Consider the following 16569-nt stretch of genomic DNA (forward strand, 5'->3'; position numbering starts at 1 on the left):
ATAGGAATCTGTCAATTTCTCGACCAATTCATTACATCCGATATATGGGAAAGAGGCGTATCCATTGGAGCTTCTACAATTGAAATATTTTCGCACGGTAGCCAGACTGGAGCATATGACCAAGGCGGCCGAACAACTTCATATTGCACAACCTGCTCTCAGCAGGACGATCTCCAGACTGGAAGAGGATCTAGGCGTTCTATTGTTTGATCGCGTAAACAGACAAATTCGTCTCAACGCATTTGGCAAAACCTTTTTATCCAAAGTCGAATTGGCTTTATCCTTACTGGATGAAGGAAAGAAGGAAGTCATGGAGATGGCGGGGCTTGAACGCGGAACGATCAGCATCGCAACGAACACATTAAACTGTCTCTCTCCTGCTGTAGAGGCTTTTCGCGAGAAGTTTCCAAATGTCAGATTCCGCATCAATCAGATTGCACCTACCGAGACTTACAGCATAAGTGAACTTCTGGAGCAGGGTATTACAGATCTCGGATTTGGACCGATAGCTTTTGGCAAGCCGGGCATTCGTGAATGTTCCGTACTGCAGACAAAGATCTTCTTGGCTGTGCCAAGCGGACACCGGTTGGAGAAGCAGAGCAGCATTACATTGGAGCAGGCAGCAGACGAGCCGTTCATCGAATATAAGACCGGACACCCGTTTCGCAAGGCCAATGACGAAATCAGTCGCAGAGCAGGAATTCAGAGGACCATTCTTTGTGAGGTGGATGAACCCGCCGCCTTGCACGGCCTGGTACGGTCAGGTTTAGGGGTTGCATTCCTCCCAGGATGCAAATGGAATGATGTAGCGCAATATTCCTTGCTTCCTATTCAAGACTCGGATAACAAACATACGTTTTTCGTCTCATGGAATGAAACGCGTTATCTATCTGAAGCTGCGCGCGAATTTCAGTATTTCCTTATTGACTATTATGCTAAAGAAGGAGTGAGCGCTTAAATGAGGATGTTGGATTTCCCGAGGAACCCATTGGAAAAACCAGGATACAATTTGGTATTCCAAGACGACTTTGATGCCAATGAACTGGATCGTACCAAATGGCTGCCCTTTTACTTACCGCAATGGAGCAGTCGTTCGAACGCTGCGGCAAATTACCGTTTCGAAGACAGTCAGATTCTTCTGAGCATAACGGAGGATCAAAAGCCGTGGTGCCCGGAGTTCAATGGTGACGTGAAAGTAAGCAACCTGCAAACAGGGACGTTCTCCGGGCCGCTTGGAAGTGACTTAGGACAGCATCGCTTCTCACGCGATTGCCTCGTTCGAGAGGAACAGCTCGAAGAGCGGTTGTTCGTCCCGCAATACGGCTATTTCGAAATCCGGGCTAGAGGGCTAGGCACGCCGCGGAACGTCTGTGCCTTCTGGATGATCGGCTTCGAAGATACATCCGAACGCTCGGCGGAAATTTGCCCGTTCGAACTGAAAGGATGGAACGTGAAAGAGGGATCGTGCACGCTCGGTTTCGGTATTCATCCGTTCGGCGATCCGAGCATAGAAGAGGAGTTTATCGAACGGGAGTTTGAGATGGATCCCACGTTGTACCACGTGTACGCGGTTGATTGGACGCCGGAAGGTATCGACTTCTATATCGATAATGTAAGGGTCCATCGCTCGCAGCAATCACCGTCTTATTCCATGCAATTGATGCTCAACATCTATGAGATCCCCCCGCAAGAGAGCGGCAGCGATGAACCTGCCGAGTATCCGAGTGAATTCGCGATCGATTACATACGGTGCTATCGGCGCCAAGAAAATGGAATACGCCAATGATTTGGAACTTGCTTTCCTTAAGCTGTGGTGAAAATATGAAACCGCCCTTCATCCTTATTGGACTTTGGGCGGTTTAGTTTAATTGGTCGCCATGGCAGCCTAGTTAAAAGCCTAGTTAAGCGTGCGATAACAGAGGGGCACAAAACGCGAAGTTTAAGTTCAAATCCTTCTTCGACTTCACAAATAATAAATCGCTTTGACTCATAGGTTCACAATTCACATTGTCAGTAAACCGGTCAGGCGTGAAGTGGAACTGAATGATTTCCGTATCGCTGTTACTAATATGAGAAAGTAATCGTACTAAATCGACCTTGTTCTTGCTCACCACATCATACAGGTGGAGTACATTCCCTTCATTTTGATAAACGATGATCGTCTCTTCTTCTTCCATTAGATAAATCGAATCTTGAAAAACATTTAATGCATAGAACATAAAAATCCCCTGATTATCGCTTATACCAAATTGATTGGAAATCGGCGTACACGTTTCAAGGATTTGTGTGATCAATTGCAGATCCTCTTCATTGGAGCAATCCAGTTGTCGTAATCCATTATTAACGATGGAGATTGGCGCAGCTTTCATGCTGAATCGCACTTCACTGCAAGGAGCGAACCCGAATTTGGGATAAAAGTGATGCACGCTGTCGTTCGCGAACAAATAGAACACTTCACATTCATCTCGATAAGTTTCCAGGACATGCTTCATTAATGCGCCGGAGAATCCGTTGCCTCTATAGTCGGGATGCGTCATAACGGTTCCAATCTGAATGGCTCTATGGTTTGTTCCATCGATGATTAAGTTCAATTTGCTGATCGAAACATTAGAAACGACTTTCTGGTTTATAACAATCGAGTGGCAAATATAATGGTTATCCCAGAAGCCTTGCTGAAACCAATGCTCGAAGTCGATTCCGAAAACCTCGTTCGCTAATTGATTAAAGCTTTTCCTTAGGATCTCATCGTTCTTATAGTTACTCATAAGGGAAAATCCCGACGCATCATCGAAAGGGCTATTCATTTCTGTGCCTCCTAATAGGGAAGGAAACAAAATACCGAGGTTATAGGAGAAAATGAGCGCAAAAAAAGCAGTAACCATAAAGGTAACTGCACGGATGGCTAATAACGCTCCATACCTTGCATCCTTGTAATGGATTAAATGAACAAACTACTCCCTTGGGTGCAAAGCAGCCAAAAGATAGATTGTCTCCTAATCGACATCCATTACAAAGTCGTTGGCATAGCGTCAATCCCCTTCCACTTTTCTCCTGAAACAAAACTATCAAATGATTATAATCAAGTCAAGAAAGACATTGACCCTTTCATGCACCACGCAAAACATCTGCATCGAATTGCGGAATATTTTCTTTGTACAGATCCCGATGAATAACTTCATCCGTTGAACTAGTCCGTTTCATTCTGCAGTCCAACAAGTTTAGAGCCGATAGTCTCATTCTGCAATAATAGAGCAAATCATATCTGCCACCCGATCTCTTGGAATGGCTAACGGTTCTTGACTGCATTGTAAGGCTAGCCCGAAAATCGCCCAGCTGATTACGCGGGCCGAACGTCTCCAACACAACAGAGTCCTGTGCATGTTCACCTCCTTTTCACGCGGAATGCCTGTCGGTACAAACTTGCCGTTATTTATAATACGGTTCACAGTATCATAAATAAAGTGGAGTCGATGAGGGGGAAGCAGGCATTTTGGCACTCGAAACAGCCACTGCGCATACCTTGTGAGAAATACCTAGCTTGCGGAGGAGATGACACCTTGAATACTATGAAAGGAGGCCCCCTGAGAAGCATACGCCCCTATGGCAGGCTTCCTCTGTTATTCGCTCGCAACGCTGGCCAATTTCGGCCGGAAACGCAATACTTGGCGCAAGCCGCCGGTTTCCGCTGCTCGCTCGAGAAAGACCGCGTGCGGCTTACATTGTTTCGGTCCGAACGAATGCCGCACGGCGAGCGATTAATGGAAGGCATCGCTCTGGACATGCTCTTCGAGGGTTGCAACGATGCCTGCAGGATAGAAGGCAGTTTACTTGAGGAAGGCAAATTCAATTATTTTCAGGGCAACGATCCGAACCGCCATTACGCTAAGGTAGACGTATACCGCCTAGCGGCCTACCGAGAGCCATGGCCGGGCATCGATGTCGAGATTCGGGGAGAAGAAGGATCGCTTAAGTTCGACTGGATTGTAAACCCCGGAGCCGGAATCGAGGATATACGGCTTAGATACGAGGGGGCTGACTCGCTCGAGATCGACGAGGAAGGACGGCTTCTCGTCGTCACCGGGCAAGAAATCATAGTCGATAGACGTCCCATCGCTTATCAAGGTGAGGCCGACACGTACACGCAGATCGAATGCCGTTACGCGCTTGGACACGGCGAGAACGGCGAGAGATGGGTTGGCTTCGAACTGCTTGACGAATACGACAAGACGCTTCCCCTCGTGATCGACCCCGTCATCGAGTATTCGACTTTTCTTGGAGGGACTGGCACGGAGGAAGGCATCGCGATCGCGGTGGACGACATCGGTCAAGCCTACGTGACGGGGAGCACGCTGTCCACCAACTTTCCCGTGACGCCGGGAGCCTTCAGCTCCACGCGTACCGGAACCGCGGAGGATTTCTTCGTCACGAAGCTGAATGCGACCGGTACAAATCTGAGTTATTCGACTTATATCGGGGGCAGCGCACGCGATATCGGCAGAGCTATCGCCGTTGATCGTGCCGGATGCGCTTATGTGACCGGCACCTGCCTCTCTGGCGATTACCCCACGACGCCGGGTTCGTTTATGCCGGCGCCTGCTTCGGCGAGAGCGCACGCAGTCGTCACTAAGCTCGACCCAAGCGGGAGTTCTCTCGTGTATTCGACTTTCGTCGGCGGCACCGGATCAGACAGCGGATATGCCATCGCCATAGACGCCTTCGACAACGTCTATCTCGCCGGACAGACGGATTCAACGGACTATCCCACGACTCCGGGGGCGTTCAAGACGACTAACCCCAACGGTATTCCGATCAGCTTCGTCACGAAGCTGAATACGCAAGGATCGGCGTTAATCTATTCGACGTATTTGGGCGGTAGCGGAACGACCGACATCAGAGGAATCGCCGTAGACAGCACGTTTCATGCCTATGTTACCGGCGCAACCGTAGCAGCTAACTTCCCAACGACGCCCGGCGCCTTCCAGGTCGCTCGCAAAGCCGGAATAGACGGTTTCGTAACGAAATTGAATCCCGCCGGAACGGGCTTGGTCTACTCCACCTTCCTCGGCGGAACACTGAACGACACCCCTAACGCGATCGTAGTCGACGACGAAGGCAGCGCATACGTGACAGGGCCAACCAATTCGGCGGATTATCCGACGACGCCAGGGGCGTTCATCTACTCGGTCATCGATCGAAATACGATGTTATTCATCACCAAGCTTAATTCGAACGGAAGCCAGTTGATCTATTCCTCGCTCGTCGGCGGCATTGGCGCCGTCAGGCCGACATCGATTGCGCTAACTTCCTCCCGCAACGCCGCCGTCACGGGGGAGACGACCTCGACGGATTATCCGGTAACATCAGACGCCTTTCAATCTACCTTCAACGGCTCTTCGGACGCGTTCGTCATGGTTCTCGACCCGCTCGGCTCTGCGCCGCAATATTCCACGTATCTGGGCGGAAGCTCGACCGATATCGGCAATGGCATTGCGGTCGATCCGGCAGACGCCATCTATGTAATCGGGCAGACCTTCTCCAACAATTATCCCACGACGCCTGGCGTGTTCCAGCCCGTGCGCAGAGGAATCGACGCCTTCGTCACGAAGTTCGGCAATCCAATCAACCTGAATGTAATCAAATTGTCCGATCGGTCCGAGGTCAGGCCGGGAGAAACTGTCGTCTTCTTCATTGAAGTGACGAACGACATCGTCTCTCTGACGAACGTCACCATTGAGGATCCGCTCCTGAGAGTAATCATCTCTCTCCCCGAACTGCATCCCTTCGAGACCCGGATCTTCGAGCTTCCATTCTCCATTCCGTCGACCGAACCGCCGGGAACGATCGTGAATGAAGTATTCGTGCGAGCGGCACAGATTCCAGACCCGATTCGAGCGGAAGCGACGATTCTCGTTGCCCAGCAGCCCATTCTCAATGCGATTAAGACCGCGAACCCTTCCGCAGCCATACCGGGCGAAACGGTTATCTTCTCGATTACTTTATTGAACGCAGGCAACATCGATCTGGTCAACGTTCGAATTATCGATCCGCTGCTTGGCTTGGATCAGGTCATCGAAGTTCTTCAAGTCGGAACCAGCTATGCGATTGATTGGCCGTTCGTCATCCCCCAAGGACAACAGATCGGTCTCACGATCGCGAACGCCGTGACGATTACCGCCGACAACTTGCCCGTCCCGGTTACGGCCGGAACGGTTGTGGAAGTGCTGCCCGCGCCGCGGCTGGAGCTCTTCAAGACGGGAGATCGAAATGTAGTCGCGCCTGCAGAGACGATCGTCTTCACGATCGTCGCGATAAACACAGGAAACGAGACGTTAACGAATGTGATCGTATCGGATGACGTCGTGGGGTTGAATGCAACGGTTCCATCACTCCCGCCCGGAGAGCGTGTAACGTTTCAACCCTCCTTCGTTATTCCGCTCGAGACGCCGCCGGGCGAATACACGAATACATCGTCCGCGGTTAGCGATGAGACGGAAGTCGTATTCTCCAGCTTCTCCGCTACCGTGCTCGCAGTTCCAAGACTCGGCATTCGCAAAGTGCCTTCGGTCGGGGCGGCGAAGATCGGAGAATCTTATTTCTATTCCATCGTCGTAGCGAATTTCGGCAACATCCCCTTGACGCAGGTCCGATTGTCCGACCCGCTGCTCGGCTTCGACCGGATCGTGACGCGAATGGAAGTCGGAGAGATCTTGCAGATCGACCTTCCGTTTACGATTCCGGCGGAAACTGAAGTCGGGGCTCGCATCGTCAACGTGCTCTCCGCCGATGCAGCGGAGCTCGGCCTGCAGCAGGTGGAATCGACGGTCGAAGTGACGAGTGCGGGACTTGCGATCGTCAAGTCGCCGGACAGAATGTTTGCAGCGCCGGGCGAGACGGTAAACTACACGCTGGAGGTTATGAACCTGCTGGCAGCGCCGCAGACGAACATTGTACTGACCGATCCGTTTCTCGGGTTTAACGAGACGGTCGCGATCTTGCCCACAGGAGGCGTGATTACCCGCAGCGTCCCCTTCGTCGTCCCTGCCAACGCTTCGAATGGCAGCGTCATCTTGAACGAGTTCGCCGTCTCTTCCGATCAGACGCCCGTGCAGCGGACGTCCGCCGAACTCGTCGTCCGAATCGTTCCTGCTCCCGGTCCGACAACGCTGGCTGTCCGCAAGCTTCCCGATCGGGACGTCGCTCAGCCCGGCGAGACGGTTCGTTATACCGTCGAAATCGAGAATACGGGTTCAATTCCGGCCACGGGAATCGTCGTTCTGGATTCGCTGACCGGCAGTTCCACAACCATTCCGGTCATCGCACCCGGCGATGTCTCATTCGCGTTCTTCACGTATACGGTTCCCACCGATACCGTTCAAGGCACGGTTATCTCCAATCGCGCGACGACAATATGGAATGAGCTGCCGCCCGACGTCACGAGCGAATTCGGCGAAGCCCGCATCGTGGTCGCCAGCCCGAGATCTTTGCTCGAACTATCCGCGACGGCAACTCCGGAGCTAGCGGCTCCCGGGCAGACCGTTACGAAAACGATCGCCGTGCGCAATCGTTCCGCGATGGCGCTGACGAACGTTCGCGTCATTGATCCCTTGCTTCAGTTCAGTACCGTTATTCCCGCGCTCGGACCCGGTGAATTCAGGGAATTCGTCTTGCTCTACGTGGTTCCGACCGACTCGAGAGGCGCTACGGTCTTCCTCAACCGGTTAGCCGTATTCTCCGACCAGACGCCATTACAGCTAAGGACTGTGCCGATCGAGACCAAGTCGCTTCCTAACGCGCGCCTAACGCAGACCGTCGACCGATCGGAAGGTCAACCAGGCGAGACGGTCGTATTCTCGATCCGGGTAAGGAACACCGGCAACGTCGACCTGCTGCAAGGCATCCTGATCGCACCTTTATTGAACCTTCGTCTCAGCACAGCCGTCTTCGACATAAACGCAGACGTAACGATCCAGATCCCGTTCGTGCTTCCGGCTGTAGACGAAGACACGATCTTGACGAGTCGAGTGTTCACTTCGTCCTCCAACGGGCCCTCGCTTGAAGCGATAGCCGTCGTTCACGTCATCGTAGACGAAGAATAGTGGTATCATAAACCCGCTGCAGAATGGCTGCGGGTTACTTCATCAAGGATAGAATAGTTCATGGCTGGCCCTAGGAGCAGCTTGGCTCCAAGGCGTTTATTTTTCCAATATCTTGTTTCATCACCTCAGAAGGCCGCCGCATTTTCATGCGGCGACCTCTAGCAACTAAAAAGAAATGTATTTTACGATCATGTTGGCGATTAGATGTTCTGACCGCCCGAGACCTCGATTCTCTGCGCATTAACCCAGCGATTATCCGAACCGAGCAAGCTGGCGACTGCGGGACCGATGTCGTCGGGCACTCCGACACGACCAAGGGCAACCATCGCGGCGAACGCGTCGTTGTAAGCAGGCGTGTCGCGGACAGCGCCGCCTAGAAAGTCGGTTTCGATTGCACCAGGCGCAATGGTATTAGCGGTGATGCCTCGGTGACCAAGTTCTCTAGCCATATAGACGGTTAGAATCTCGACCGCCCCCTTTGCCGCAGAGTAAGCGGAGAAGCCAGGGAAAGAGACACGAGTGAGACCCGATGAGAAGTTCACGATACGACCTCCATCCGCAAGCAGAGGCAGAAGGGCCTGCGTCAAGAAAAATACGCCCTTAACATGCACATTAAACAGGCCGTCGAACTGAGCTTCTGTCGTTTCGGTAAAGTCGATCATTTCTCCATGACCGGCATTGTTCACCAGATGATTGAAAGTGTTGCTATTCCAAGTTGACTGCAGGTTCGAACGAACGGTCTCAACAAAGGCAGCAAAGCTGGATATCTTTCCAACATCGAGCTGTAGAGCGACTGCTTTACGCCCCAGCGCTTCGATTTCGGCAACAACCGAGTTTGCTTCTTCTGCTTGACTGCGATAAGTCAGGATAACATCGCCGCCATGACGCGCAATGCTGATGGCCGTGTTGCGACCAAGTCCGCGGCTGCCGCCAGTGACGATTGAGATATTTGCCATTGTAACTTCATCCTCTCAGAAATGATTTTGAACGACAATGCAATCATAGAAGATGAAGTTCACTTGAAGTCAATGCTATTTTTTATAGAGTAATAAGCGCATAATCGAACAGAAAATTCGTTGATTTATTTCATAACCCTCTACTTTTGCGAGCGTAATTTCGGTAAAATCAATTCATGTCGTCAAATATTCACTTAAAGCATACTTTAAGAGAAAGCGGTGAAATTTACATTTATGTTGACTATAAAAGATGTTACCGAAATGACAGGAATATCAGCTCCCACCCTTCGCTATTACGAAAAGGAGGGGCTTCTACCCTATGTGAAAAGAAATGAAAATGGAAAGCGGCTATATGACGAAGAAGATTTAAGCTGGATATCCTTTGTTACCGCGCTTCGAGCCACAGGAATGCCGATTGCTCAAATTCAGAAGTATGTTTACTTGTTTAAAGAAGGGGACTCGACGATTGCGGAACGAAAAATGATGATGCTTCACCATAAAAAAGACATTGAGAAGAGCATAAAAGAACTGTATTTTAACTTGGATAAAATAAACTATAAACTTGCTCTATATGATGTTCTAGAATCTCAGATTGAACGAACGACCATAAAAATTTAACTTCTCGAACCCGGGCTCGCCTGCACAATCAACCTTGTTGTTGAGATACTCAACGGAGGTCGACCGATCAAATGAGCTAGAGTCGGATCGACTTGCGCAAAATCACCCTGTCGGCTCGCTAGAAACATCCCCATCCGCATATTTATACTAGCTTCCGGTACACCTTGAGACAGCATGCGGTCCCGGAACTCTTCATCGGACACAACGATTCGACGAATGCTTCTCCCCAAGAGCTCGGAAGCGATTGCCGCAATCCCTTCCATGTCAATGGCTTCGGATGCCGTCAAATTGGGAGTCATGCCGTCTAATTTCTGCTCGCTTATGATTGCCGCCGCAGCTTCGGCCAAGTCCGAATGGACTGTCCAGGCAACCGGACCGTCTTCTGGAGCGATCAATTCTCCTGTGGTCATGGCTCCGCCGATCAACATGGGTGCCGCTGCTGCGTAATAGCCATGACGGAGCGACGTGTAAGGCATACCTGATGCTTTCAGCAGTTCTTCGGTAGCCGCGTGATGAATCATGGGAGCGAAGTGCGATGTCGGGGATGCGCCCATGTGACTTGTGTACAGCATTCTGCCAGCCCCTGCTTTCTTGGCCGCGTCGATCGCTGCTTGATGCTGCCGAATGCCATGCGGGATGCCAGCCTCGCCCATGATGCCGGTCGAAACGATGAGTACCTGCGACGCCCCCTCAAAGGCGTGATGCAAACTCTCGGCATCGTCGAAATCGCCCCGACGAACACGCACTCCTCTTTCTTGAAGCGCTTGTGCCTGATTCGGATCGCGGACGCTGACCCCGATCTGTTCGGCAGGTACACGCTTAAGCAACTGCTCAACCACGGCCCGACCTAATTTTCCGTTGGCTCCGGTTACGATAATCATGACAATAACATCCTTTCGTTTTGTATTTTGTAAGATGGTGTAATAAGTACGCGTTATCCCCGAACAGTCTTACCGTTTCTGAATTGCATGTTGGGAAAAGAAGCGCCTGCGATCTCATGTTCCGGTATCGCTTCTTCGATCTCCCTGACATCATCTTCAGTCAGATGAATATCAAGCGACCGCACAGCTTCTTGAAGATGAGTCGGCGATACGGTACCGATGAGCGGAATGATGTCTTCGCCTTTGGATAATAGCCAGGCAAACGCCAGTTGGGATAACGTCATTTGTTTCCTTGCGGCGATCGCACCCAGTTTCTTGGCCAGCGAAACATTCTTCTCTATATTCCCTTCAAAAAATAACGGGATGTAGCCGCCTTTGCTTTTGCGGATCCGCTCTTCTGTCCAGCTGCCGGCAAGAAGTCCATGAGCCACCGCCCCGAAAGCAACAACGCCGATCCCCAATTCCCTTGCAGTCGGCAAAATCTCCTTCTCCATGCTTCGGTTGAATAGCGAATATTCGATTTCGGCTAAGCTGATCGGATGCGTGGCATGCGCTCTTCTCAACGTCTCCGCATCGACCTGACTGATTCCGATCTGCTTGACGTAACCGGCCTGAACCAATTCGGAGATGGCGCCGATCGTTTCTTCAACTGGAATGCCCAGATCGATTCTTGCGGGCTGATAAAGATCAATATAGTCAAGATTTAGCCGCTTGAGCGAATGAGCAAGATAGTTCTTCACATGATGGGGAGAGACATCCAGTCCGTACAAAGAGCCGTCTAACGTATTTAAAGCGCCGAACTTCAACGATATATAGTATTCATCCCTTTTGTACCCCTTCAACGCTTCCGCGATGGTCATCTCGCTTCGGCCTGCACCGTAGAAATCCGCCGTGTTGAGATGATTGATTCCACTTTCGAAAGCGGCATGAATGGCGGCAATGCCGGCGCCTTTGACATCCTCATTGACATTAGACATATGACCGCAGCCAAGTCCTATTCTGGAAAGCTCTAGTCCGTTTTGTTGATCATTCATCCTAACAACCTCCTGATTATTTTATTATTCAAGATAATGTGTAGTCGTCTACCTATTTGTTTAAAAAAAATAACTCAACCCTCTGGCAAGTTCATTACTTCAACAGCTGTTTCTCAACGTTTTCAAAAGCACGGGTCAGCAGAGACGCAAACATGGCTTTCTCGGCATCCGACATCCCTTGGGTGATCAACTCTTCCGATTCCGAGAAGGCATCACTCCTCCCGCTAAAAAACTGTTTGGCTTTGTCCGTAACATCAATACGGAGGTTGCGTCCGTCGGCATGGTTGCTGCTGCGTGTGATGAATCCGGATTTCTCTAGACCGTTCAGTAAGTTCGTCACAGACGGACCGCTTAAAGCCATTGTTTGTTCAAGAAACTTGCGGTTAATCTCAATATTCTCCTCAATGGATTGATGAATATGCGACAGCAGAATCGCCTGCGAGCTATTCAAGCCGTGATCCTTCAGAAGCTGGTCGATGATTTCTTTCACTCTTTGCGCGATGACTTTAATGTATAGGCTATAGGGGTACTTGTCGAAAACACTTGGCATAGGTATCTCCTTGAATTATGTAGATGTCTACACTATAGATTCGGTTTTTCGTTTTGTCAATGATAAACTTGAACTTCTTGGAATACATTCTTGTATATTCCACCTAGCTTTCTCTAAAGCAGAATAGGGCGCTCTTGTGAGCGCCCTCAGCCTATTGAAAACTCGTTTTAAATTATATAATAAATCATACGACTTGAATTCCCTTCATTAGAAACGTTTGGCAACCTCCTTAGCATGCGCAATTGCTTCTTCTTTAATGGCTGGAGCCCGCTCTGATGATGCCGTTCCCTCAGCAAAGATAGCCTCCGTAGATTGAATGCCATAGAAACCTAAAATCTTTTTCAAATAGCTGTATCCCATTTCAATTTCCGCAAGAGGGCCTTGCGAGTAAACGGAACCACTAGCTTGAATGTGCAGCGCCTTCTTGCCGGATAACAGACCTACAGGACCCTCCTTGGTATATTTGAACGTCTTGCCTGGAATTGAAGTCGCATCCGTGTATGCTTTCATAACCGGCGGAATCGAGAAATTCCACATGGGGGAAACATACACATACTTATCGGCAGCCACGTATTGATCGACAACCTCGTCAAGACGAGCTACTTTGGATTGCTCGGCTTCGGACAGTGAATCCCAAGACGAACCCGACCGAAGCTTATCCCAGCCACGCAAAACATCGGCATCGAATTGTGGAATATTCTCCTCGTACAGATTCAAATGAACAACCTCATCTGTCGGATTAGCTTCACGGTACGCTTCAATAAATTCTTTACCTACCGCGAGGCTAATAGATTCCTGAGGATCAAGGGGATGGGCGGTGATGTACAGTACAGTTGTCATAAATCAAAACTTCCTTTCTGTAATTAAGTTTATTACGCTTCCTAGACTGATCATATAATATGTACTTACTTATTTAAAGTAGGCACAATAATGTGGTATAGTATTAAAAAAGGTACTGTAACGGAGGCTTACGTATGCAGGAAAAACCCGTCCAATGTCAATTCGTTGCGGCGCTGGATTCGATCGTCGGCAAGTGGAAGCCGATTATCCTTTATCATTTGCTTCAAGGCACCCCCCTTCGGTTCAATGAGCTAAGAAGATTGCTGCCCGATATTACGCAAAGGATGCTTACGCTTCATCTGCGCGAATTGGAAGAGGAAGAGCTCGTTAGCCGAGTCATTTACCCGCAGATCCCGCCGAAAGTGGAATACTCCATCACGGAATACGGCATGAGCCTGTCTCCGATTCTGGAAACCTTACATCAATGGGGAAAGGCCCATGTCGAGCGAAAGCAGCTTAAGCAAGAGAATAATGAACAAATAAAAACGGACTAGCGTTTGAATACGCTAGTCCGTTTCATTCTGCAGTCCAACAAGCTTAGAGCCAAGAAACTTCTTCCGTAATAATGGAGCAAATCGTATCTGCCATCCGCTCTTTAGAAATGATTAACGACTCTTGACTCCATTGTAAGGCTGGCCCAAAAATCGCCCAACTGATTACGCAGGCCGACGTCTCCAACATGACTGCGTTCTCTGTATGTTCGCTTCTCTTTAGAAGAGTACGGGTTTTAATCTTACCTGCCTTTGGATCATCGATTGCTGTGTGATATCTACTTGAAGAAAGGAGAGGTAGAAACGGCCCTCCACCATGCAAGAGAGAAGCAGTCTTTATCTCTGAGGAATTGGGGTTAAAAGGAGCACTCGCCTCTTCCCTCTTAGGCGTCGGCGATGTTTGCTTTGCCAGGCAAGAGGATGACGATGCACGCGTCGAGCGTTCTCTAGCGCTTGCACAACAACTTCATCATGCTATGTTCACTGCACTGGCGAATGGGCGTACAAGGGGGCTAACCAAATACTAAGTAAGCTCCATTGGTCAGCACATACCGTAAACGCCTGATGGTACAGACTTGCCCTAGAAGCTAGGGCTCTTGTGGGAGCAATCCAACTGGTGATCTATCGTCAATTGCAATGGAGTTGAGCTTTCAAACGATGGGGTCATTACCCCAAGACTGGTGTCAAGGCCGCCGCTGCAGCCTCCCGGCTTCTCCTCGACCGAGAGTGGAGCGGACAGGAGAGTCTGGCCGTGTTCGGACCGGAAGACCTCTCCTACGAGGATATGGCAGAGATCCTTACCGAGGTGCTCGGCACGCCGATCCGCTTCGAGCAGATGACGCTCGACAGCTACAAGCAATTATTTCTTGGCATCGGCTATTCGGAGACAATGGCCCAGAGCATGGTGGACATGGAAATTGCCGGAGCGGACGGAATCAACAATGCGCTCCGGCGTACGCCGGAAACCACCTCGCCCACCAGCTTCCGCCAGTGGGCAACAGCAGTTCTTAAGCCGGCCTTCGATGCAATGTGATGCGTGTATCCACTGCTCTTCTATTAAACAGAACAGGGCGCTCTTCTGAGCGCCCTCAAAGTAATCGGATCAGCTTTGAAGCATTACTTTCCTTTACATACGATAATACCTAGTGGATTAGGCGTGTTCACCAGTTCGGCAAGCGCTTTGGGCCAGGCAGAGTCTTCTGGGTAGAGTGCGGTACGTAGATATGACCAGACTAGCGCCCGCAGCGCAGCCACGCGTTCGGGATTTTCGTCGGTTGTTTCCGCCGCGTCGTACGAGGATACTCCGCCAAGCCCGTGCTCCGCTCCTAGCAGTGTCAACAAGCATTTGGGGCCGGGACTCTGGTAGTACGCATCCTTGCGCCAATCCTTGCGATCGGAAAATCTGGGGCTCCAGTCGTTTTCGCCCGCAATGATTAAAGCTTGCGTTGTCATAGATGCAAAGCTTGTTGTTCCCAAGATCGGGTAGTGCTCGGTTGCGAACGCGGCGAGGTCTTCACCTCTACTGAATCACAGATTCAATTTCGCAATTGCCTCTATCACAAGTAAGAACCTCCTGTTCGACCACTGCTTCATATTCCTCATTTCCAGCTAATCATGCAGAACCTTCCGCAATGCGTTTATGGCTTGCTCCTCAGCTTTCCTTCCTTGATCATAGGCGCCTGTTTGGAGCATGAAACCATGGACCATGCCAGCATAACGCTTCGCTTCTACTGGAACCCCGGCCGCTTTCAATTTCTCGGCGTAAGCTTCCCCATCGTCACGCAGAGGATCAAATTCCGCAGTGATAACGAGAGCTTGCGGCAGACCGCTAAGATCGGGAGCCAATAACGGTGATGCGTAAGGGTTCTGTCCATCCTGTTCTTTCGCCAAGTAGTGGTTCCAGAACCACCGCATTGTGTTTGTTGTTAGACCGTATCCTTCTGCATTTTCTATGTATGAATCCGTATCGAATGAATAGTGGGTAACCGGATTGAACAGCAACTGAAACTTGACGGATGGGAAGCCTTTATCCCGAGCCATTAACGATACAACCGCGGCAAGGTTTCCACCTGAGCTATCTCCACCAACCGCAATACGATCGGCATCCGCACCAAGAGCGGCAGCATGTTCTGTAACCCACGCCAACGCTGCATAGGAATCTTCAGTTGCTGCAGGGAATTTATGCTCCGGCGCCAAACGGTAATCCACAGAGACCACAATACTATTCACACCATTAGCCAGTCTGCGGCACAACACATCTGCTGCATCAAGATTACCGACCATCCAACCTCCACCGTGATAATAAACGATAACCGGCAAAGGCGCTTCGCTTCGAGGGGTATAAATCCGCACCGGAATGGAATCGATCGGACCCGGGATTATTCGATTGTCAATCCTCCAAACTTCTTCCGGCTGTGCAGCCATCGCCCTTAAGTTGATTTTTCTCGCATCCTCCACGGCTAAAGCATGCAGAGGCGGAACACCCAGCTGCTTCATTTTTTCAAGGACAACTTGAACTTGAGGATCGATCGGCATAACAATTCCCTCCCTATTGTGTCGTTTCTTGATGTAGTATACTTTTCTAAGTCTCAATCGCATAAGTACGCACTTTTTCGTGACATAGTACCCAATTAGTAACTGTAAGGTTAGGAGATGTTGTACATGAGTGGCTGTCCTGTGGAGGCAACGCTGTCAGTGATCGGAGGGAAATGGAAGATTGTTATTCTCTGGCGCCTAGCACGCGGTACCATGCGGTTTAACGAACTCCAACGCGCAATTACTCCAATCACCCGCAAGATGTTAACGGAACAACTGCGAGAACTGGAAAGCGATAATTTAATCGTGAGGACCGTCTACCCGGTAGTTCCTCCGAAAGTCGAATACTCCCTCAGTGAATACGGCAAGACCTTTATCCCTGTCATGCAATCGATGGCCCAGTGGGGGTTAGTTCATCTTGAACGTAATGCTTAATTAATGGACTACGATCGTACTATGTTCCTGAATGATGATGTTGTCCAGACTCGCAGAATTCCGTAACGCGTGTTATGATAAAGGATAGAAAATGGAACGTGAAGCCGGATGGAAAATCGAACTTCACAAAAAG

General features: G+C 50.1%; 14 protein-coding genes. 7 read left to right on the forward strand and 7 right to left on the reverse strand.

Going from position 1 to position 16569, the window contains the following annotated elements; translation table 11 throughout:
- Positions 1-64: 64 nt before the first annotated feature.
- A complete protein-coding gene (locus SBI19_RS13710) occupies positions 65-958 on the forward strand; it encodes a LysR family transcriptional regulator (RefSeq protein ID WP_317969044.1) in 894 nt (297 codons plus the stop codon).
- Positions 959-1786 (forward strand): glycoside hydrolase family 16 protein, encoded by an 828-nt coding sequence (locus SBI19_RS13715; RefSeq protein ID WP_317969046.1) that lies wholly within the window; start codon positions 959-961, stop codon positions 1784-1786. It begins immediately after the preceding gene.
- 115 nt (positions 1787-1901) lie between these two features.
- Here the strand turns inward: SBI19_RS13715 and SBI19_RS13720 are convergent, their stop codons facing one another.
- On the reverse strand, positions 1902-2804 hold the full coding sequence (locus tag SBI19_RS13720; RefSeq protein ID WP_317969048.1) for a GNAT family N-acetyltransferase: 903 nt from the start codon (positions 2802-2804) through the stop codon (positions 1902-1904).
- A 762-nt stretch (positions 2805-3566) separates the two neighbouring features.
- Here SBI19_RS13720 and SBI19_RS13725 point away from each other — a divergent pair.
- Positions 3567-8096 (forward strand): DUF7948 domain-containing protein, encoded by a 4530-nt coding sequence (locus SBI19_RS13725; protein ID WP_317969200.1) that lies wholly within the window; start codon positions 3567-3569, stop codon positions 8094-8096.
- Between the two features lie 200 nt (positions 8097-8296).
- Here the strand turns inward: SBI19_RS13725 and SBI19_RS13730 are convergent, their stop codons facing one another.
- Complete coding sequence (locus tag SBI19_RS13730; RefSeq protein ID WP_317969050.1) at positions 8297-9052, reverse strand: SDR family NAD(P)-dependent oxidoreductase; 756 nt, start codon at positions 9050-9052, stop codon at positions 8297-8299.
- A 234-nt stretch (positions 9053-9286) separates the two neighbouring features.
- Between SBI19_RS13730 and SBI19_RS13735 the strand changes: the two genes are divergently transcribed.
- Complete coding sequence (locus tag SBI19_RS13735; protein ID WP_317969202.1) at positions 9287-9670, forward strand: MerR family transcriptional regulator; 384 nt, start codon at positions 9287-9289, stop codon at positions 9668-9670.
- Here the strand turns inward: SBI19_RS13735 and SBI19_RS13740 are convergent.
- The 4 genes from SBI19_RS13740 to SBI19_RS13755 form a co-directional block, all read right to left on the reverse strand.
- A complete protein-coding gene (locus SBI19_RS13740) occupies positions 9667-10551 on the reverse strand; it encodes an SDR family oxidoreductase (protein ID WP_317969052.1) in 885 nt (294 codons plus the stop codon). The genes SBI19_RS13735 and SBI19_RS13740 overlap by 4 nt on opposite strands.
- Positions 10552-10604: 53 nt before the next feature.
- Positions 10605-11585, reverse strand: coding sequence for an aldo/keto reductase (locus SBI19_RS13745; RefSeq protein ID WP_317969054.1), 981 nt, complete (start codon positions 11583-11585; stop codon positions 10605-10607).
- A 94-nt stretch (positions 11586-11679) separates the two neighbouring features.
- Positions 11680-12135 carry a MarR family winged helix-turn-helix transcriptional regulator gene (locus SBI19_RS13750; RefSeq protein WP_317969056.1) on the reverse strand — a complete coding sequence of 152 codons (456 nt, stop codon included), beginning with the start codon at positions 12133-12135 and terminating at the stop codon, positions 11680-11682.
- Positions 12136-12342: 207 nt separating this feature from the next.
- Positions 12343-12975, reverse strand: coding sequence for an NAD(P)H-dependent oxidoreductase (locus tag SBI19_RS13755; RefSeq protein WP_317969058.1), 633 nt, complete (start codon positions 12973-12975; stop codon positions 12343-12345).
- A gap of 134 nt (positions 12976-13109) precedes the next feature.
- On the opposite strand from SBI19_RS13755, the gene SBI19_RS13760 reads away from it, so the two are divergent.
- Positions 13110-13469, forward strand: coding sequence for a winged helix-turn-helix transcriptional regulator (locus SBI19_RS13760; RefSeq protein ID WP_317969060.1), 360 nt, complete (start codon positions 13110-13112; stop codon positions 13467-13469).
- Positions 13470-14217: 748 nt separating this feature from the next.
- On the forward strand, positions 14218-14499 hold the full coding sequence (locus SBI19_RS13765; RefSeq protein WP_317969062.1) for a Rossmann-fold NAD(P)-binding domain-containing protein: 282 nt from the start codon (positions 14218-14220) through the stop codon (positions 14497-14499).
- Between the two features lie 575 nt (positions 14500-15074).
- Here SBI19_RS13765 and SBI19_RS13770 read toward each other — a convergent pair.
- Entirely contained in the window at positions 15075-16001 is a 927-nt protein-coding gene (locus SBI19_RS13770; protein ID WP_317969064.1) for an alpha/beta hydrolase, read from the reverse strand.
- Positions 16002-16118: 117 nt separating this feature from the next.
- Between SBI19_RS13770 and SBI19_RS13775 the strand changes: the two genes are divergently transcribed.
- Positions 16119-16436, forward strand: coding sequence for a winged helix-turn-helix transcriptional regulator (locus SBI19_RS13775; protein ID WP_317969066.1), 318 nt, complete (start codon positions 16119-16121; stop codon positions 16434-16436).
- Positions 16437-16569: the final 133 nt, after the last annotated feature.

This window comes from Paenibacillus sp. CCS19 (assembly GCF_033239625.1).
Taxonomy (GTDB): Bacteria; Bacillota; Bacilli; order Paenibacillales; family Paenibacillaceae; genus Paenibacillus_T.